Source organism: Paraburkholderia tuberum STM678, assembly GCF_902833905.1.
In the GTDB taxonomy this organism is placed as follows: domain Bacteria; phylum Pseudomonadota; class Gammaproteobacteria; order Burkholderiales; family Burkholderiaceae; genus Paraburkholderia; species Paraburkholderia tuberum.
The window spans coordinates 165,532-185,232 of sequence record NZ_CADFGP010000011.1 but is presented as its reverse complement, the minus strand read 5'-3'; the positions used below and the strand labels follow the sequence as shown (position 1 = coordinate 185,232).

The 19,701-nt window shown below is 61.0% G+C and carries 18 protein-coding genes and 1 pseudogene; 5 read left to right on the top strand and 14 right to left on the bottom strand.

Annotated elements, in window-relative coordinates; all coding sequences use genetic code 11:
- Positions 1-8 precede the first annotated feature (8 nt).
- The gene (locus HWY30_RS12565; RefSeq protein WP_090809209.1) at positions 9-1,025 is read left to right on the top strand and encodes a LacI family DNA-binding transcriptional regulator; all 1,017 of its coding nucleotides are present in this window, start codon (positions 9-11) and stop codon (positions 1,023-1,025) included.
- 4 nt (positions 1,026-1,029) lie between these two features.
- Here HWY30_RS12565 and HWY30_RS12560 read toward each other — a convergent pair whose 3' ends face one another.
- Genes HWY30_RS12560 through HWY30_RS12550 form a run of 3 tightly spaced genes read right to left on the bottom strand, consistent with a single transcriptional unit; the run spans position 1,030 to position 4,602 of the window.
- Positions 1,030-2,031, bottom strand: coding sequence for a 4-hydroxythreonine-4-phosphate dehydrogenase PdxA (locus HWY30_RS12560; protein ID WP_090809207.1), 1,002 nt, complete (start codon positions 2,029-2,031; stop codon positions 1,030-1,032).
- Positions 2,032-2,054: 23 nt separating this feature from the next.
- Positions 2,055-3,230, bottom strand: a complete 1,176-nt coding sequence (locus HWY30_RS12555) for an L-rhamnonate dehydratase (protein WP_090809205.1) — start codon at positions 3,228-3,230, stop codon at positions 2,055-2,057.
- A gap of 31 nt (positions 3,231-3,261) precedes the next feature.
- The gene (locus tag HWY30_RS12550; RefSeq protein ID WP_090809203.1) at positions 3,262-4,602 is read right to left on the bottom strand and encodes an MFS transporter; all 1,341 of its coding nucleotides are present in this window, start codon (positions 4,600-4,602) and stop codon (positions 3,262-3,264) included.
- Positions 4,603-4,738: 136 nt separating this feature from the next.
- On the opposite strand from HWY30_RS12550, the gene HWY30_RS12545 reads away from it, so the two are divergent.
- Complete coding sequence (locus HWY30_RS12545) at positions 4,739-5,674, top strand: LysR family transcriptional regulator (protein WP_090809201.1); 936 nt, start codon at positions 4,739-4,741, stop codon at positions 5,672-5,674.
- Here the strand turns inward: HWY30_RS12545 and HWY30_RS12540 are convergent.
- Positions 5,649-6,986: an MFS transporter gene (locus HWY30_RS12540; protein WP_090809199.1), complete on the bottom strand. Its 1,338-nt coding sequence runs from the start codon at positions 6,984-6,986 to the stop codon at positions 5,649-5,651. The genes HWY30_RS12545 and HWY30_RS12540 overlap by 26 nt on opposite strands.
- Positions 6,987-7,293: 307 nt before the next feature.
- Here HWY30_RS12540 and HWY30_RS12535 point away from each other — a divergent pair, with 307 nt between their 5' ends.
- Complete coding sequence (locus tag HWY30_RS12535) at positions 7,294-7,620, top strand: hypothetical protein (RefSeq protein ID WP_143037256.1); 327 nt, start codon at positions 7,294-7,296, stop codon at positions 7,618-7,620.
- An 80-nt stretch (positions 7,621-7,700) separates the two neighbouring features.
- A pseudogene (locus HWY30_RS12530) lies at positions 7,701-7,874 on the top strand (LysR family transcriptional regulator); the annotation flags it as partial.
- A gap of 26 nt (positions 7,875-7,900) precedes the next feature.
- On the opposite strand, the gene HWY30_RS12525 reads toward HWY30_RS12530, so the two are convergent.
- The 7 genes from HWY30_RS12525 to HWY30_RS12495 all read right to left on the bottom strand — a co-directional run bounded on the left by HWY30_RS12525 (position 7,901) and on the right by HWY30_RS12495 (position 14,169).
- On the bottom strand, positions 7,901-8,311 hold the full coding sequence (locus HWY30_RS12525) for an OmpA family protein (protein ID WP_090809195.1): 411 nt from the start codon (positions 8,309-8,311) through the stop codon (positions 7,901-7,903).
- Positions 8,304-8,996: a M35 family metalloendopeptidase gene (locus HWY30_RS12520; RefSeq protein ID WP_090809192.1), complete on the bottom strand. Its 693-nt coding sequence runs from the start codon at positions 8,994-8,996 to the stop codon at positions 8,304-8,306. The genes HWY30_RS12525 and HWY30_RS12520 overlap by 8 nt, the downstream gene beginning before the upstream one ends.
- Complete coding sequence (locus HWY30_RS12515; protein ID WP_090809190.1) at positions 8,989-9,435, bottom strand: hypothetical protein; 447 nt, start codon at positions 9,433-9,435, stop codon at positions 8,989-8,991. Before HWY30_RS12515 ends, HWY30_RS12520 begins: the two co-directional genes overlap by 8 nt.
- 329 nt (positions 9,436-9,764) lie before the next feature.
- Positions 9,765-10,100, bottom strand: coding sequence for a hypothetical protein (locus tag HWY30_RS12510; protein WP_090809188.1), 336 nt, complete (start codon positions 10,098-10,100; stop codon positions 9,765-9,767).
- 36 nt (positions 10,101-10,136) lie between these two features.
- A complete protein-coding gene (locus HWY30_RS12505) occupies positions 10,137-11,222 on the bottom strand; it encodes a sugar-transfer associated ATP-grasp domain-containing protein (RefSeq protein WP_090809186.1) in 1,086 nt (361 codons plus the stop codon).
- Positions 11,223-11,224: 2 nt separating this feature from the next.
- Complete coding sequence (locus HWY30_RS12500) at positions 11,225-12,607, bottom strand: undecaprenyl-phosphate glucose phosphotransferase (protein WP_090809184.1); 1,383 nt, start codon at positions 12,605-12,607, stop codon at positions 11,225-11,227.
- A 41-nt stretch (positions 12,608-12,648) separates the two neighbouring features.
- Positions 12,649-14,169 (bottom strand): mannose-1-phosphate guanylyltransferase/mannose-6-phosphate isomerase, encoded by a 1,521-nt coding sequence (locus tag HWY30_RS12495; protein WP_090809182.1) that lies wholly within the window; start codon positions 14,167-14,169, stop codon positions 12,649-12,651.
- A 611-nt stretch (positions 14,170-14,780) separates the two neighbouring features.
- On the opposite strand from HWY30_RS12495, the gene HWY30_RS12490 reads away from it, so the two are divergent.
- A complete protein-coding gene (locus HWY30_RS12490; RefSeq protein WP_090809180.1) occupies positions 14,781-16,088 on the top strand; it encodes an O-antigen ligase family protein in 1,308 nt (435 codons plus the stop codon).
- Here the strand turns inward: HWY30_RS12490 and HWY30_RS12485 are convergent.
- Genes HWY30_RS12485 through HWY30_RS12475 form a run of 3 tightly spaced genes read right to left on the bottom strand, consistent with a single transcriptional unit; the run spans position 16,064 to position 19,649 of the window.
- Positions 16,064-17,254: a glycosyltransferase family 4 protein gene (locus HWY30_RS12485; protein WP_090810422.1), complete on the bottom strand. Its 1,191-nt coding sequence runs from the start codon at positions 17,252-17,254 to the stop codon at positions 16,064-16,066. The genes HWY30_RS12490 and HWY30_RS12485 overlap by 25 nt on opposite strands.
- 51 nt (positions 17,255-17,305) lie before the next feature.
- Positions 17,306-18,622: a lipopolysaccharide biosynthesis protein gene (locus HWY30_RS12480; RefSeq protein ID WP_090809178.1), complete on the bottom strand. Its 1,317-nt coding sequence runs from the start codon at positions 18,620-18,622 to the stop codon at positions 17,306-17,308.
- Positions 18,623-18,638: 16 nt separating this feature from the next.
- Positions 18,639-19,649, bottom strand: a complete 1,011-nt coding sequence (locus tag HWY30_RS12475; protein WP_090809176.1) for a glycosyltransferase family 2 protein — start codon at positions 19,647-19,649, stop codon at positions 18,639-18,641.
- Positions 19,650-19,701: the final 52 nt, after the last annotated feature.

Sequence of the window (19,701 nt, the reverse complement as noted above, 5' to 3'; positions counted from 1 at the left end):
AACCCGACATGGTCACGTTGTCCGAAGTCGCGAAACGCGCGCAGGTTACCGCCGCCACGGTCTCCAACGTGCTGCGCAATCGCGAGAAAGTCCGCCCCGAAACGGCTGAGCGCGTGCTGCAGGCGATCGCCGAACTCGGCTACCGGCCGAACCTGAATGCGCGCGCGCTCGCCGAAGGCCGTTCGTCGACGCTTGCGCTCATGCTGTCGAATATCTCGAACCCGTTTTACCCGGAGTTCGTGCTCGCCGCCGAGCGCGCGGCGCGCAAGACCGGCCACTTCCTGATGGTCTGCAATACCGACGACGATGCCGAAATCGGCCGCGCATATCTGAACCAGATCGCCGGCACGCTCGCCGACGGCGTGCTCGTGATGAACACGGACATCACGATCAACGACCTGTGCGCGTCTGCGACGCATAGCGCGCCGATTCTGCTCGCCATGTGGGAGCACCCCGAGTCGCCGCCCGAGCTACCGTGCATCGCAGTCGACTTCGCGCGTGCCGGCGAGCTGGCCGCGGGGCATCTGCTAGGACTCGGCCATCGCGAGATCGGCTTGCTGATCGGCGACGGCTGCGGCGGTTTGCAGGACGCGCGCTCGAACGGCTTTCGCGCCGCGATGCGCATGGCCGGCATCGAAGCCGATGCGGCCGCCGTGCTGCAGATTCGCGACTCGATCGACGCCGGCTTCGCCGCCTGCATGGAACTGATGGCGAACCGCCCGCAACTGAGCGCGATCTTCGCGACCAACGACCTGCTCGCGATCGGCGCGATCCAGGCGTTGATCACGCTCGGCCGCTCGGTGCCCGACGACGTGTCGGTGATCGGCATCACCGACATTCAGCTCGCGCATCAGGTGCATCCCGCGCTGACCACGGTCGCGATTCAAACTGCGGCCGTCGCGGAGTTGTCGATCAAGAGCCTGATCCGTTTGATCCAGACGCCGGAGCGGCAGCCGTCGATGGTGCTCGGGCCACCGCCCGAGCTCGTGGTGCGCGCCTCGACCGGGCCGCGCAGGAAACGCTGACGCGTTAGTTCACGCGCTCGGTCGCCATCCGCGTGACGATGTCGAATGCCTTCTGCGTCGCGCCGACGTCGGCCTTGCCCTGGCCGTGGATGTCGAACGCGGTGCCGTGCGCGGGCGTCGCGATCGGAATCGGCAAGCCGCCGTGCACGGTTACGCCGCGCCAGAAACCCATCAGCTTCATCGCGATCTGGCCTTGATCGTGGTACATCGTGACGACGCCGTCGAAGGCCTTCTGGTCGCGCGCGCGCACGAAGATCGTGTCGGCGGGAAACGGTCCCTGCGCGTCGTAGCCGAGCTCGCGCGCGGCCGCGACGGCCGGCGCGATCACGTCGATCTCCTCGCGGCCGAACGCGCCGTTGTCGCCGTTGTGCGGATTGAAACCGCATACCGCGATACGCGGCTGCGGATGGCCGGCTCGCTTCAGGCCTTCGTGAATCAGCCGCACCGCGCCGACGATGCGCTCCTCCGACAACTTCGCGCTGACGTCCTTCAACGCCATATGCGAGGTCACGCGCGAAGTCCATAGCTCGTCGAGCACGTTGAACTCGCAGAAGCTGCCCGTGTAGCCGAGCTGCTTCGCGAACCACTCCATCTCGTCGCCGGTTTCCATGCCGGCCAGATGCAGCGAGGTCTTGTTGACCGGCGCGAACAGCATGCCTTGGGTGACGTTGCTTTGCGTCAGCGCGAGCGCGTGCCTGAACGCGGCGAGACTATAGCGGCCGCCGTGTTCGGTCGCCACCGCACGCTCGAAAGCTTGATCGCCGGGCAGACGGAAATCGATCAGCGACGGCACGCCCTCGCGTTGAAACGCGGCATGCGCATCTTCGACCACGTCGTAATCGAAGCGCTGCTGCGCGATCTTCATGCCGGTTTCGAGCTCGCGCCGGTCGCCGATGATCAGCAGCTCCGCGCGCGCGCGGTTCGCCCGCTGCGCGAACAGGCGCGCGATCAGCTCGGGACCGATACCGGCGGGGTCGCCAAGAAGGACTGCGATGCGTGGCTTCATATGCTCTCCTCGGATCGGTCCACTCATTCGACGATGTTGAAGTCGGCAAGATACTTGTCGCTCAACTTGATGCCAAGACCCGGCACGTCGTCCGACAGTTGCAGATAGCCATTTTCCGGCTGCGGCTCGCCTTCGAAGATGTAGTAGAACAATTCGTTGCCAACTTCGACATCGAACACCGGGAAGAACTCCGACATCGGGCTCGCGGTGCTCGACATCGTCAGATGATAGTTGTGCATCTGTCCCGCATGCGGAATCACCGGCACCGACCACGCTTCGGCCATCGCGTTGATCTTGCGCGCCGCCGTGATCCCGCCCACGCGATTCGTGTCGTACTGGATCACGTCGATCGCGCGGCGTTCGAGCAGATCCTTGAAGCCATAGCTCGTGAACTCATGCTCGCCACCCGACACCGGCATCAGGTTCATCTTCTTCAACTCCTGATAGCCTTCGACGTCGTCGCCGATCACCGGCTCCTCGATCCAGCGTGGATTGAATTCGGCGAGGCGCGGCAGCATTCTGCGCGCGTATTCGAGCGTCCAGCCCATATAGCATTCGAGCATGATGTCGACTTCGTCGCCGACCAGTTCACGCAACAGACGCACCTGTTCGATGTTCTTCGCCATGCCTTTCGGGCCGTCTTTCGGACCGTAGCCGAAGCGCATCTTCATCGCGGTGAAGCCGCTGTCCAGATAGCTTTCCGCTTCGCCGAGGAAAGCGTCGCGATCATCGTTGTTGTAAAGCTTCGATGCATAGCACCAGATCTTTTCTTTCGTGCGCCCGCCGAGCAGCTTGAACACCGGCTTTTTCACGGCCTTGCCCATGATGTCCCACAGCGCGATATCGATCGCGGAGATCGCCGCCATGCCGATGCCTTTGCGGCCCCACGCGAGCGTGCGGCGATACATCTTCTGCCAGATGTATTCGTTATCGAACGGGTCTTCGCCGATCGCGATCGGCGCGAGGTATTCGTCGATGATCTGCTTCGCGATGCGCGGCGCGAGCGCGCAATTGCCGATGCCCACGGTGCCGTCGTCGCATTCGACTTCGACGACGAGCCAGCCGTGAAAGCGGAACGACCCCATCGCATCGCCACGCTCGTACAGAATATCGACCGCGTTCGTGCAGAAATGCGCTTGCGGCGGCACGACTTTGCCTTTCCACTCGAAAACACGCGTTCGGATATGCTTGATTTTCATGTTCGACGATTTCCTTCAGAGAATCAGAGGGTCAGTGGCCCGGGCGTTCGCCGAGCGGGCCGCTGTGATGAGAGACGGAATGGGAGGCGGCAGGGGCGAAGCGGAACGTCAGCAGCAGCAATGCGCCGATCAGTCCGACCACCGCGAGCGAGAACATACCCGCCTGCGAAGAGCCGATCGCGCGCTCGGCCAGCCCCTTCAGATTCGGCGCGACGAAGCCGCCCAGATTGCCGATCGAATTGATCAACGCGATGCCGCCCGCGGCCGCGGCGCCGCCCAGGTAACCGGTGGGCAGCGTCCAGAACAATGGCTGCACGCAGACGAAACCGATGGCGGCGAAACAGAAGGCGGCAATCGCAAGCGTGACCGACGACGTCATCGCCGACGCAGCAATGCCGAACGCCGCGAGCGCGAGCATCGCCGCGGCCCAGATACGGTGATGACCGTGGCGATCGGCGTAGCGCGTCACCCAGAACGTGCCGATGATCGCGGCGATCCACGGAATCGCTGTCAGCATTCCGACCTCGACGCCGACATGGCCGCCGCTTGCGAGCCCGGCGATGCGGGTTGGCAGATAGAACACGACGCCATACACGCTCATCTGCACCGCGAAGTAGATCAGGCCGCAGAACAGTACGCGCGAATCGCGCAGCGCCGCGAGCACCGAAGCCGGACCATGCGCGAGCTTCTGGCGGTCTTCCTGGCGCAACGCGTGATCGAGCGCGTCACGCTCTTCGGCATCGAGCCAGTGCGCCTGCACGGGCCGGTCGGTCAGATAGAAGTAAGCGACGACACCCACCACCGACGCCGCCAGCCCTTCGACCACAAACAGCAATTGCCACGGATGCATGCCGAACGGATTGCCCGCATCGAGCAGCAGACCCGAGATCGGGCTGCCGAGCAGGAGCGCGAGCGGGAAGCCGAAATAGAACATGCCCATCGTCTGCGAGCGCGTTTTCGCGGGAAACCAGTTCGACAGGAACAGGATCATGCCGGGAAAGAAACCGGCTTCGGCGATGCCGAGCAGCGTGCGCAGCACATAGAAGCTCGTGGCGCTGTCGACGAAGGCGGTGCACGCGGACACGATGCCCCACGTGACCATGATGCGGCTCATCCAGATGCGCGCGCCGAAGCGGTACATCAGCAGGTTGCTCGGTACTTCGAACACCGCATAGCCGACGAAGAAAATGCCGGCGCCGAACGCGAACGCCGCGTCGCTCAAGCCCGTGTCGGCCTGCAGCACGTTCTTCGCGAAGCCGACGTTCGCGCGGTCGATGAACGCCAGTACGTACATCAGGATCAGAAAAGGCAGCAGCCTCGTGCGCGCTTTGGTAATCGCGCTGTCGAGCGCGGGGCTCGCGGTCATCGTCATGCGTCGTCTCCGGTTTTGTCTTGTCAACGCGAACGGCGTTGCGATTGCCGTCCTGCGATAACCGCTAGTGTGCGAAACTATCCGATAACTGACCACTGAATAATTCGAATCGGCCGATTCGCTAAAGTTATCGCTCATGATCCCGCCCGCCTCCACCATTCGCAAACGCTTGCGCCTGCGTCATCTGCAACTGATGGTCGCGCTGTCGGAAACGGAATCGCTGCGGCGTGCCGCCGACGATCTCGCGATGACCCAGCCCGCCGCGACCAAGGCCTTGCAGGAACTGGAGGACACGCTCGGCGTATCGCTGTTCGTACGCCATGCGCGGGGCATGGAGCCGACGATCTTCGGCGAGGCCGTGATGCGCTATGCGCGCGTCGTGTTCCAGGATCTCGACGAGCTGCGCGAGCAGTTGGCCGGCATCGAGGCCGGCGACATCGGCAAGGTGCGCATCGGCGCGGTGATGGCGCCGTCGCCCGAATTGCTGACGCACACGATCGTCAAGCTGAAGGAAGCGCACCCGCGCCTGCAGATGGCGGTCACGATCGACACCAGCGACGTGCTCGTGCAGTCGCTGCAACAGGATCAGCTCGATATCGTGATTGGCCGGATTCCCGATGGCTTTCCGGCGCTCGATCTGAGCTTCGAGACGTTGGCGGAAGAGGCGCTGTCGATCGTCGTGCGGCCCGATCATCCGGCCGTGAAAACAGGCAAACAAACGGGCACGCGGCCGAAGCTCGCGGACCTCGCGCGCTATCCGTGGATCATCCAGCCGCATCCGAGCCCGATGCGCCAGGTCATCGATCAAACGTTTCGCGAGTCGCGCGTTGCGCCGCCGGTGAGCACGGTCGAGACGTCGTCGATTCTGACCACGCTGTCGTTGCTGCGCGACTCGGACATGCTCGCCGTGCTGCCGAGTTCGGTCGCGCAGTACTACGTCGCGCTCGATGCGATCGCCGCGATCGCGACGCCGCTACGCGGCCGGCTCGCACCGTATGGGCTGATTCTGCGCAGAAACCGGCGCATCACGCCGGCGATGCAACTGGTCATCGATTCGATTCGCGCGGCGTGAGGTTTTCTGCGAAGCGCAATTCGCCGCCCGCATTGATGTCCGCGAGATCCGGGTGAGCGCGAGCCGCGTCGAGCGGAATATCCGGCCGCATGAAGAAGGTCGCGACGATGCCGAGCGCGAGCAGTCCGAGCGAGCCCGCGAACGGCAGCGTCCAGCTACCCGTGCGGTCCACGATCAGGCCGAACACGATCGGCGTGAAAATCCCCGCAACCGCCGAGCCCGCATTCACGAGCCCGCTCGCGACACCGACGTGCTGCGGGCAGATGTCCATCGGCACGGCCCAGATCGGCCCGATCGTCATTTCGAGGAAGAAGAACGACAGGCTCATGCACGCTGCCATGACCGGCAGCGACTTCACGACCATCACCGGCGCGAGGAACACCAAAGCGCCGAGAAACGCGCAGATGATCACGTTGCGGCGCGCCGCGACGACGTTGCGCGTACGCTTCAACACGCGGTCGCTGAGCACGCCGCCCGCGGTATTGCCGACCACGCCGGACAGAAACACGCCCGCGGAGAACATCGCCGAGCTTTTCAGATCGAGGCCGCGACCGTGCATGAAGAACGTGGGCAGCCAGGTGAAGAACAGCCAGCCGGTCCAGCCGTAGCAGAAGTAGACGAGCATCGTTGGTGCGATGCGTTTGAGCAGACGCCGCCACGGCGTGGGCTCGCGCGTCGCTTCGACCGCGGATTGACGGACCGGCGGCAATTGCGCTTCCTGCTTCGCGGTCATATGGCGATGCTGGCGCGGATCGTCGGTGAAATACCATGCGTAGACCACGACCCACACGAACGTCAGCGCGCCTACCGCGAGAAACGACACCCGCCACGACGAATACGCGACCAGCAGCGCGATCAGCGGCGGCGTAATCGCATTGCCGAGCCGCGAGAACGAATGCGTGAGGCCTTGCACGAAGCCGCGCCGGTTCGACGGGAACCAGTTGGTCAGCGCCCGCGCCTGCGCGGGCAGCGCCGCGCCTTCGCCGATGCCGAGCAAAAGCCGCGCGCCGAACAGCGACGCGAGCCCGCCCGCGAGACCGGTCGCGACCGTCGCGATGATCCAGATGCTTGCGCAGGTCACGAGCGTGAGCTTCGCGCCGAAGCGGTCGCTGACCCAGCCGCCGATCACCTGGCACAGCGCGTACGTGTATGCGAACGCGGCGAACACGAGGCCGACGTTGGTATTGCTCAGATGCAGATCGTCGCGGATCAGCCCGGCCGCCGCCGACAGGTTGACGCGATCGAGATACAAGATGAACGACATCGCGCACATGAGTGCGAGAACCGCCCGGCTGACCTTGGGTCGCAGCATCGTCTCCTCCGGATTGTCGCGTGAGCCCGCGCCGATGCTCCGACGTTGGCGTCCGCTATGGATTGTTTTGTGCGCACATTATCAGAAGCCGGGTGATAGTTGACCAATGAATTGTTTGGATACAGCGATCACTGGGGGTTATCGCTTTCATCCTTCGCCCATAGCCGAGCGGTGTCGGTCAGGTATAGATTTGGGGCTCCATGCGACCGACCCGCAGTACGGCCAAAACTGATCAGCATCATTCGCTCACGCCATCTCGATCAATATGACGTCCGGTAGAACAGACAAAACCTTGAGGACACGATTGGTGACCTTCGCTCCGCTTCTCGCCAGCGTGCACGCAATGGCATCGGGGCAGACGACCGCCACAGCGGATCAGGCAGCGGACCGGGCAGCGAAAGTTACCCAGAGCCACCATCTATCCTCCAACCGCACCCAATGCCTGAGGTTCGACGTATCCGATGAGAAGCGCTATTTCATCGTCGGGGTTCATGAGAAACACACCCCCGAATGCGGTGGCGATCCGGCTACCGCACCGGTGCTGTTCTTCCTGAAGATACGCAAGCGAGATGGCTACGTCGTCACCAATCATCGTGACGGGGATCATTTCGCGCCGCTCCCGCCGAAACAATGATCCCGGACCCGCTACCACCACGGCGGGTTCCTCCTCTGTTGCCTCGCACCCCGCGCTGGTTGTGCTCGCTCTTGCCCAGCATGAACCTCGGGGTTCTACAGTGCTTCGTCATTCTCGCGGAGGTACTCAACTTCAGCCGCGCCGCGAAGCCGATGCATACCGCGCAGCCCGCGCTGAGCCAGCAGATCCGCTCGCTCGACGAACTGCTCGGCACGCGGCGGCGTCGACCGCACGCGGCGGATCGACTCAATCACAACTTCACGCACATTGGATGTAAGCGCTATTGACCCGTACAACACTTGTTAGGACAATCGGGCTCAAACGATATTTCAACACGCCGGCCGTTTTCGACATCGTTCTTCGAATAGACGCGCGAACTGGTCTTTACCGTTCCACGCAAGAAGCCAAATTGATCCAGCACCGCTTTACCCGCTATCAGGCGAGCTTGGGCCAATTGGATTGCGTTCTGTTCGCGTTCCTCAGCATGCCCACTTACTAGCGTTGTTTCCCTGGTTTTGTGATTCGCATATGCAATATTTTTATCGACTACCCAGTTAGCAAGCCTTAAAACCTCATCGGCGGGGATAACGGCACTATTCGGTGGAAAGTAGATATCGAAATTCTCGCCAGGCATACACGCAAAAACATGTCCCGATATCAGAGCCGAAATGATGACGTAAAGTTTACGCATTGTAGATAACGTATCCGGCGATGCTGTCAGCGTTATCGATTGCTTGTTCGGGATTCGTTCCTCCCCACGAAAGGCACTCGTTCATGAAGTACTTCCAATCTTTGGTTCCCATAGTGTCTTGAAAGTGACTCGCCTCATGAATGAGCGTAGAAACAATTGAATCCTTGTCCCAAGAGAAGTCACGCATTGAACAAAAATCCAAGTGTATAGCGATCGTGTGTGTTTTGGTGTCTGGCGCGCATACTTCAGCGACCACGCCAGATCTTACGGGGTTTGGTACGCATCCCACGTATCTCGACGTATCAGGTTCCCATCGGACGAAATTGTCACCGGTTAACCCTCGCAACACGCGAACAATTGATGTTAAACCATTCGCAAGCCGGTTTCTTGCTGACTCGTCGCAACAGCCAAACCATGCTCGTACGCGGTCCTGATCTGATGCTGACCAGCGTGCCAAATCCTCCAGGCGAGTCTCAACGTAACCAACAGCACGATCCCGGCACTTCAGAACCATGTCGCGAAAAACTTTGTTTGACATTTTCGGGCAAATCTTGTCTGTATTGATTGTTACATGGACCATTGAACCGGGGTTTGTATTCGTAATAGCCCTAGTGTGTACCTCGAACCATTCTTCATTTTCGTCGGTCTTGAACCCGTATTTATTCCGATCATCAAAATCATTCATCCCTGATTGCCTCTGCAATATAAAACCTCAAGCTCGATTCAAAAATGGTCGCGATACGCTCGGTTTTCCCTTGCGCACTCGTAGTTCCCGATTTCACCCGCTCACCGTCAAGAACGATCCGGTAACGCACATTAGCGAGCGGTTTGCCGTCGCGATCTTTGAGCGTGTATTGCTCGTCGTGAGTGAAACGCTTCGACGCTGGCTCTAGCGCTGCCTTGCGTCCGCGGCAATCGCACGCCCATGCGTAACCGAGGGCTTCGGCCATATCGTAGCCGTTTGAATACGACCGAAGCCTATCCAGCGGAAACCATTCGCCGGTTTCGACGTTCAGAGCCATGGCTGACGGCATTGGCGGGAAGTTTGAATATATTGAATATGTCACGCGGCAAAGCTGGCATTCTTCCTTGCCCCCGGCGTCTTCCTGTTTCTGTTGCTCCATTTGACCTCTGCTGGTTTTCCAGAACACACCCGACGAATTAACCATCTAAAACGAATCACAGTCAATGACTTTAATCTGAGATAAAACCGTTTTTACAGATATTCACGATCGTTGCGGGTATCTGATTTTCGGGTCCATCTTTCCGGTATCGCCGCTCAACAAGAAAAGACGGCATTGAGCCGCCTTCTCCGCCAGTGATCGACGCCGGTCAGTGCCAGCGAGAAGCGCTGCCGCGCCCGCCGGTGTCAGTCGTCGGTTGGGAAGCCTCTCGGCTGATCTGATCGAGGACGTGCCACTGCCCGCATAACGCGGTTTGCCGTAGCCGCGCTTCACGCATCGTCCTTCCCCGTGCGCGCGATGCTCAGCAGTTCTCTAACGCGTCGCGCGAGATTCGACAACGGGCCGCCGGACCGCGCGACGGCCTGCTGTCTGTGTGGCATACATTGCAGATCGTGCCAGTCGTCATCGAGCGCTCTTGCGTGAGCGTCCGCGCCATACGGCCATTCGACCACCACCGCGCGCAAGCGGGCGGCGCGCGAGCTTCTGTCGGCGCGATCGATATACGCATTGATCTGCGACGCCTCGTACCGCGCCGATTCCTCCGAATCGACGGCAATGAAGTCGTTCAGTCCTTCGATATGGACGCACCATAACTGTTCGCTCACGTCGCGTCTCCTACTACGTTTTTTTGGCCTGCCCGATCAGCCCAGTGACAGCCGTGCAAACTCAGGTTCGGCCCTCAGCCGTTCCCAGTTCAGATCAGCGAAGCACGGGCCTTGCGTCGCCTCGCTGAATTTGACGTCGTTGTGCTTGCCGTTCCACTCCATCACCTTGACCTGGCCGTTCGCGTCGACCGCGAGATCCCAGCCGATGCAGCGCGCAAACGGAATCTTCCTGTGCAGGCGTAGCACGGTGGCCACGCATTTCTCGAAACATGGAATCTTCAGGCCCGCAAAGCGCGCGCCCGAGTCTGGATGCGCGTCCACCGCGGCCCAGTCGCTCATATACCCCTCGTCGCACAGTTCGCCCGTTTCGAGTTCGACCGGCACGCATATCTCGCGATCGCTCAGCACATGCGTATCGTCCGCTCTGCCGAGTCGCAAGTAGCAGGCCCGAATGGAAATGCGACCGGCCTCGTCCACCACGGTCGTGAAGCGCAATGTCGCCACCGGCTTCGCAGCAAACGTAGCGAACAGACTGTGCTGGTTGATGAACGTCTGAATCACGCCATTGCCGAGCGACCTGATGACCGCGGGGTCGAAGTTGGCACGGTCGAAGAAGTAGACACCGTTGCCCTGTCCGGAACCGTCGAGCTTGAATACGACGCGTTCGGTATGCTCGAACACGACGTCTGTCAGATCACGCTCAGGCACCACGACGCCTTTGTCGGTAAAGAACAGCCCATTGGCAAAGTACGCGACGTCCGGCAATTCGTCGCCGTCGAAGATCAGCCGTGAAATCGGCTTGAGGCTCGAAATCTTGCCGTACCAGCCTTGCATTTGCGGCACGACGACGATGCCGTAGTAGTTGTCCGGAATCCAGCCTTCCTTGAAGGTGCCGCAAAACGCGGTATAAACGCGCAGCCAGGGTGCGTAGACCGGGTCGCCGAACACGTCTCGCGCATAGGTGTCCGCGAGCCGCAGTTTGTTCGGATCGGTCTTGCCATACCTGCTTTCGAGTCGCTCCAATATTTTTCTCGCCTGCAAGTCGTGATCGTGGTGAAAGCGGTAAAGCGAGACCCGCTTCGCAGATCGTCTTACTATGTTTTCAACTCCGGATAGCATCATGCTCAGTACGCGTTTGGATGATGAAGCCCCTTGAAAATCGTGGCCAGAATGATCTTCATGTCGAGCCAGAACGACCAGTTGCGCAGGTAGTACAGATCGTGTGCGACGCGGCCCTCCATCTTTTCCAGACGATCGGTTTCGCCGCGATAGCCGTTGATCTGCGCCCAGCCGGTAATGCCGGGTTTGATCCGATAACGGTGGATATAGCCCGATACGATGTTCTGATAGAGATCGTCGTGTTCGAGCGCATGCGGGCGCGGCCCCACCACCGACATATCGCCGCGCAGCACATTGAAGAACTGCGGTAGTTCGTCGAGACTCGTGCGGCGCAGGAACGCGCCGACGGTCGTGATGCGTGGATCGTCGCGCGTGGCCTGTTCGAGAATGCCCGGCTTCTGCTCGTGCAGGCGCATCGTGCGGAACTTGTAGATCGTAAATACGCGGCCGTCGGCGCCTTTGCGACGCTGCGTGAAGAACACCGGCCCGCGCGAACTCAGTTTGACGGCGATCGCGCAGCCCAGCAGTATCGGCGAGATCGCGATCAACGCGACGAGCGCGAACAGACGATCGAACAGGTCTTTTTGCACCAACGCCTTCGGCGGCAGCGGCGACGCGGCAAGATTGATCGTCGGCAAGCCGAGCAACTCGGTCATGCTGCCTTCGAACAGCGCAAGCGAGCGCACATCGGGCATGAAGCGCACATTGATCAGGTCGTTGCGAAACTCCGCCACCAGCTTGAGAATCGCGCGCTCCTCGGTGAGCGGCAGCGCCAGCCACACTTCGCCGATCTGCTGTTCGCGCACGTAGCGAGCGAACGCACCCTGTTCTTCGAAGACCTGCACCGACGAGCGCGGCGGAATGCAACAGCCGGGGTGCAGGTTATACAGCGCATTCGCGCGAAAGCCGGCCGCGGGCGACGTCTCGATCTTATGGATGATCTCGTCGCAATGTTCGCCGCACGCCGCCACCGCGACCTGCTGCAAGTTCATCCCCGCATGACGCATGCGCCCAAGCAACGCATGCGTGACCAGCCGGCCGGCCATCATTGCCGCGCCCGAAATGCCGGTCCAGTACACGAACCAGAGTCGCGACACGAAATCGATCCGGTGCAGCGAGAACATCAGCACCATCGCGCAGGCCTGCACGACGAGCCAGCCGAGCGCCACCTGGCTCGCCAGCACTCTCTTCGAGCGGCCACGCCACGATTGGTAGACGCCGAGCGCCGGAAAGACCGCGAGAGCGAACGCCGCGGCAAAAGCGACGAAGGCGAAATAAAAGCTCCGTTGCGAGCCGCCGTCGAAGCGGATCTGGGAGGCCGCAAATGCCCCAGCCACGATCATCGCGACGTCGAACGCTCTCGCCAGTAGACCAGTCAGCAATCGCATCACAGCCCCCTCATAGGACGTAGCACGTCGACTCCGTCGCATCAGCCACAACGCCCGTACTTGTCGTCGAAACGAACGATGTCGTCTTCGCCGAGATAAGTACCCGACTGCACCTCGATGATCTGCAGCGGCACGCGGCCCGGATTTTCGAGCCGATGGCGAACACCCAACGGGATATAGGTCGATTCGTTTTCGCCAAGAAGATACTGCTCTTGCCCGCGCGTGACGTGTGCGGTTCCACACACCACGACCCAATGCTCGGCGCGATGATGATGCATCTGCAACGACAGACGGCCGCCGGGCATCACGACGATGCGCTTCACCTGAAAGCGCTCGCCATGATCGATCGAGTCGTAAAAGCCCCACGGGCGACGCACTTTTCTGTGCGCATCGGCCTCCGGCGACTTCTCGGCCCTGATCCGCGACACGAGTCCCTTGATGTCCTGCACATGCGAGCGATCCGCGACGAGCACCGCGTCGTCGGTTTCGATCACGATCATGTTGCTGGTGCCGACGCAGGCGAGAAGCCTGCCTCCTTGCGAGCGTGCGTAGGTCGCGGTGGCCCCTTCGAACAGCACGCGGCCGCTGGCCGCGTTACCGCAGTCGTCCTTCTCCATCGCTTGCCATACGGCATCCCAAGAGCCGAGATCGGACCAGCCTGCTTCGAGCGGCACCACGACGCCGGAAAACGCCGACTCCGGATTGCCAAGCTGTTCCATCACCGCATAGTCGATCGAGTCGGACGGCGAACCCAGGAACCCCTCGGCGTCCGGCATGATGCATTCTTCAGTCTTCTTCGCGTCGCGGTATGCCTGAACGCAGGCCGCGTGCATGTCCGGCTGAAACTGCTCGATGATGGAGAGCCAAACCGACGCTCGCACCACGAAGATGCCGCTATTCCACCAGTAATTGCCCGACGCGACGTACTGGGCCGCGAGTTCCGTCGCGGGCTTCTCGACGAAGCGCTCGATGCGGCGCGCGCCGTCTGGCAACGCGTCGCCGAGCCGGATATAACCGAAGCCCCTGTCGGGCCGTTCGGGCGGTACGCCTAGCGTGACGATCGCGCCGTCGCGCGCATGCCTCGCGGCGATGTCCAGCGCGTGGTGAAGCGCTTCGAGATTCGCGATCGCATGGTCGGCGGGCATTGCGACCAGAATGGCGTCTTCGTCTTCCGCGCATGCCGTCAACGCGGCAAGCGTCAATGCCGGCGCCGTATCGCGACGCGCGGGTTCGACCACGATCCGAGCGTTCACGCCGATCTCGCGCGCCTGTTCGTAAGTGGCGAAATAATGATCGGTTCCGCAGACGATCACGGGATCGGCCGCGACGTTCCATGCGCCATCAAAACCCGCCATGCGCCCCATGGTTGCTTGCAGCAAGGTCTGATTGCCGATCACGTCGATCAGTTGTTTTGGAAACTGTTCGCGCGACACCGGCCACAACCGGGTGCCGGAACCACCGGCGAGAATCACCTGCACGAGCGTCGGCAACTCCGCCTCGGCAGAATCCTGTCGTATCGTTTCGACATCCGCTGCGGCTGCTGCCGCGGTAACCTTGCCCATCGCTCACTCCTTCGCATTGAAACCGGCTCGGGAACGCGTTTCCCTCGAGGACACCGCATAACGCGGTGTGCCGCGATCCACGCAAATACCGTCTGATGTGATTTATGACAGGGCGTGCGCGTCAAACGGACCAGACCAGTAGTTCAGTTCGCAGTGAAAGATGCATGCGCCTACAGCGAATCCGGCTCGATCGGGAAGGACGGAAACTGACTGGCCGAATCGCAATGGTCTGCTCGACAACGACGACCGGAAAACGATTGAAACAAAAGATCGAATGCGGCAAACGACCTGCATCGGATCTAGTCGACATCGTGCCCCGATGAATTCATCATAGTGAGACCGCATTGCGACGCAGCCCATCTGGCGCGAAGCGCGGAAGTTTTGGCGGTGCTCGCGGACTTGATTTAACAAGCTTGCGAACGAGCTTGCACTTCTATTGCAGGGCGCACGATTGGAAATAAGCAGCGACACGTGCTACCGTTTAATGAACGTCCCGTGGCATTCATCCCCGCGCGGCCCACACTGTGAGTTTTCCGCTGTTCCAATCTCGCCATCATCCAGCGCATGGGCACAACCCCAACCGGCGCGCCATTCGTTTTTCTGGAGTTGCAATGGCCTATATTTCGCTAGTCGCACTTTTCCTGACGGTCACGAATTTCGTGCCCATCAGTGCGATCGGCTTTGTCCCGTTGCTATTGCTGGCATGGCGCTTTTACGGCCGCAGTTATCCCGCATTCATCGCGCCGCTGACCGCTTTCACGGTGCTCGCGACGGTCTCGACGCTGCTCTATGATCCGCGGTCGTTCCTCGAGTTCGACTTTTATCGGCGCGACGGCAATTTTTTCATTTCCTATGCGCCCATTTTTGCCGGTTTCGTGTATGCGCACCGCTGGGATCTGCACAAGGTACTGCGTGCGCTGTTCATTTTCGCGGTCGTCGTCAATCTGCCGATGTACGTCTACTACATCGCCACGAACGGGCTGTTCAGCATCTTCGTTAATCCGGCCGACAGTTTCGGCAGCTACTTCATTGCGCGCAACGCAGCCGGCGGCTTCCTGGCAATGCTGTTCTGTCTCGGCGTAGCGTGCTACCTGCAAAAACGCAGCAAGCTGCTGATCGCGCTGCTCGCCTGCAATGTGCTGATGCTGTTTTCGACCTACAGCCGCGGCTCGCTGCTTGGCGCGGCGGCCGTTCTGCCCTATCTGTACTTTGGCCGCAAGCGCTGGATTCTCGGCACGCTGATAGCCGTGCTGCTGCTAGCCTCGGTCGCCGTCGCGATCTACCATACCCAGCCGAACGTCGACTACATGGGCTATACGTTCGCGATTCACGCCAATGACGCCAAGGTCAACAACCTCGACATTCGCTACGAGTGGTTGTGGCCGCGAGCGCTCGCGTATTTCGTGCAAAGCCCGCTCGTCGGTCTCGGCTTCGGCTCCTTCGACGACCACATCGGCAGCCTCACCTCGTACTTCCATCTGTTCGCGGTGCCGTCCGACATAGTGATCGAGCACAGCGACTCGCACGCTCACAACTCGTATCTGAATATCCTCGCCGAGCTCGGCGTAGTGGGCTTGACGCTGATCCTCGCGTTCTTCTGGAGACTGATCGAGTGGAGCAGGCAGGGGGCGGCGTATGCCGCGTTGGTCGAGGGCGGCCGCCAGTTCGCGGCGTTCCGCTTCGTGGAGATTTCGTCGGTTTGCCTGCTGGTGATGTCGGCAACCGAGCATCGGCTCGTTTCGCCGTCGAATGTATTGATTCTTTCTCTGGTGATCTCGCTGCTGCTAGCCGCGCGTCCGCTGGCGGCCACCGCATTCAGGCCCGGCCCGCGCGCAGCGCGCAAGGCGGGCAACGTGGGCACGCGAGCTGCACAGCCCGTGCCCCAGCGCCCGACTCAGGGCGTAACGTCGGCAAGATGACGTTCTTCGGCCGGCAGCGACTGACTCGGCGCATAGGGAAGAAACTGTTCGACGCACGCATACGGGAGCCGCGCGTCGACGAAGCCCATCAGGGCCTTCTTGAAGTTCTCCGACGAAAACCGCTCGGCATTCTTGCGGCACACGCGTGCGTCGAATAGGGCTGCGTTGCTCTCGAACCGGGTAACGGCATCAAGCAACGACGCGGTGCTTTGCTCACCGAAGAAAACCCCGGTGGGTCGCTCGAGCGGCAATCCCACCACCGATTCGAGCGCGCCACCGCGGCCGAAGGCGATCACCGGCGTGCCGCATGCCTGCGCTTCGACCACCGAAATGCCGAAGTCTTCTTCCGCCGCGAACACGAACGCGCGCGCGCGCCGCAAATGATCGACCAGCACATCGGACGGCTGATGCCCGAGAATCTGGACGTTGTCGCCGGCCACCGCTTTGATCTTCTTCATCTCGGGACCGTCGCCGATCACGACCAGCTTGCGTTCAGGCGTTTGCGAAAAGGCCTGAACGATCAGATCGATACGCTTATAAGGCACCATCCGCGACGCCGTCACGTAGAAATCCTCTTTCTCCGTACCAATAGGCATGTTCACCAGATCGACGGGCGGATAGATCACGGTCGATTCGCGCTGATAGGCCTTTCTGATACGCCGCGCAATGAACTGAGAATTCGCGACGAGATGATCGACGCCGTTCGCGGAGCGCGAATCCCAGCCTCGAATGTAATGAAGCAGCACGCGCGCCAACGCGGAGCGCAGCCCTGTGTCGAGATGGGATTCACGCAGGTACTGATGTTGCAGATCCCACGCATAGCGGATCGGCGAATGAATGTAGCTGATATGCATCTGGTTCGGCCCGGTCAACACGCCTTTCGCGACCGCGTGCGAACTCGAAATGACGAGATCGTAGCCTGACAGATCCACCTGCTCGATCGCAATCGGCATCAACGGTAGATAGGCGCGGTATCGTCTTCGCGCAAACGGCATCTTCTGGATGAATGACGTGTTGACGGACTTCCCCTTCACGCAATCGCGGTCTTCGAGAAAATCGACAATCGAAAAGACGTCCGCATCCGGGAAGCACTCGATGATGTTCTTCAATACTTTCTCGGCGCCGCCGGACACTACCAGCCAATCGTGAACAATAGCGACTTTCACTTCGACCTCCTGTGACAATCCACCCAAACTCCCACACACTCACGCGCCACTTCAATCGTCCTTTGCGCCGCCCGCCTGCGTACTCAGCCCGCACACCACACGCACCCGCTCGAGCGCGCGCTCGGCGCCGGGCAACAGCCCGACCAGCTCGAGGCGAATCAACACGCTGAGCAGCGTCACCGACAGCGCCGCTTCGCCGATCACCCGAGCAGAGGCCATGCCAATCGCGCCAAAACGCGGCGCGAGAACGAGCGCCGCTGTGAGATTGACCAGCGCCGAGGCGACGCCGGCAATCGCGAGCACCCGGTCTCTCCTGCGCGGCACGAATACATAGAGCGCGACGAACTCGTTGAAAGCCGCGAACGGGAACATCCATGCAAACACCTGCAACACGTGCACGCTCGGCTCGAACGCGGCGCCGAGAATCAGCGGCAACACGAAAGGCGACAGCGTCAACGCGCCGCACAGCACGAGCACGCCATAGCCGAGCAGCAAGATGGCGCCGCGCCGCGTCGTGACATGCGCGCCCGCCTTGTCGCCCTGCGCGAGTTGCCGGGTTATCGTCGGAATAAAGACTTGCGCCGCGGGGGCCATCAGACTCAGTCCGATCGTCGCGAAACGCTCGGCCGCGCCGAAATAGCCCACCTCCGCGGGCGTCGAGAACAAGGTCAGCAAATACGTCGACGATGCCGTCAGCACGACGGAGCCGGACGAATAGCAGAACAGCATCGTCGACCGGCGCACGAGCGGCAGGACGCCGGCAAACGCCAGACGCGGCCAGCCGAGTTGCCACGTCGTCAAACCGTAGGCAATGATCAAGGACGCGATACCCGCAATCAGCAAACTCGCCAACACCCATACGGCATCGTTCGGTCCTTTGACGAGAGTCAGCACCAGCACGAGACTCAGCGCGAAGCCGAACACTTCGATCATGATCGGCGTTCGAATGTGTTGCCGCCCCTGAAACAGCCAGCCGAGATTGCATGCCGACACGATACCTAGCAAGGTCGCGAGCAGGCCGATCAGCGGCCGCTCCGACAGTAACGGTGAACAGAACGTCGCAATGATGCCGATGCCCGCGCCGATCACGGCGAGTGTCAGCCGCGCGCTGACATGCAGCGAATAGATCGCATTGCATTCCTGGGTCGACTGCGCTTTCGCCACCTCGCGCATGCCGACGAAGGTAAAGCCGAAGCCGACGAGCATCCATATCACGTTCATCAGCGACATCGACGCGAGTACCCGGCCGTATTCGGCCACGCCGAGCACCCGGCCATAGAACGGCACGACGATCATGAGGTACACGTACCTCATGAAATAGCCGGCGTAAACAAATACGATCAGGTTGGCGCTCGTTCGTCTATCCATGCCGTCCTCCTTCGCCTCAGCGTCTTGCGACGCGACGGCGCGCGAGCGGGTTCGCGATATAACGCACCGCGAAATCCGACAGCGGCGAATAAGGCACGAGACACAGGCTCGACAGTACGAGCGTGCCGAGCTTCTTCTTCAGGCTCCAGAACGGATTTGCAATGATCGTGTGCAGATAGTTGCGCGAATCGAGGATCATCCAATGCCAACGCCGGAACAGGGTCGCGCGATAAACGGAAGAGCAGAATGTCGCCTTCTCGTGTGAGAAGTCGAGAAATGTTGCCGGTAGTTCTATGTCGAGCCGATCTTTGGCGATATTGCGCAGAATGGCCCAGCGCATGTTGAACGCGCGCGGTGCTTTCGTCAGTTGTTCCGAGTTCGCGAACGACACCGTTTCACTGCCCGCGTTATGCACCCGGTAGCCGCCTAGCGACTTCGACACGGTAGCGATCGGTCCAGCCAGCGCGACGCCATAGATCGCATAAAAGTCCGCGCCATAGCGATTCACGCCCTCTTCGGGAACCGGGAAGATCTGCTTGAGCGCGCTCACCCGGTAAGCATTGCCGGACGCGGGCGGAGACGGATAGAGCCAGCCGCCGCGCAGCAGCCTGCCGCAGTCGTGTGGCGGCTCGCTATTCGGCACATAGGCGCCCGTCAATGCGCCTTCGTTGTCCATAACGTCGAGCCGGAATTGCACCTTGGCCCACTCGCCGTCCTCGAAAAAGCGCATGACTTCGGTAACCGCGGATGGGTACAGCACGTCATCGGAATCGAGAAGGATCACATACTCGGTGGTGAGCGACGCGATTGCATAGTTGTAGGCGGATACTTGCCCGCCGTTTTTCTTGCACAACGTCAGTACGCGATCGCCATAGCTTTCGATGATCGCGCGCGAACCGTCGGTCGAGCCATCGTCGACGACCATGACGGTGGTCGCCGGATAATCCTGCGCGAGCGCCGAGTCGATCGCCGCGGCCAGATAGTGCTCGTAGTTGTAGTTGCAAATCGCAATGGTGACCTGCTTCATGATGTGTCAACGCTATCCGTCAGGTTCGATCCGCCGGCTCCCGGCGGTCGTC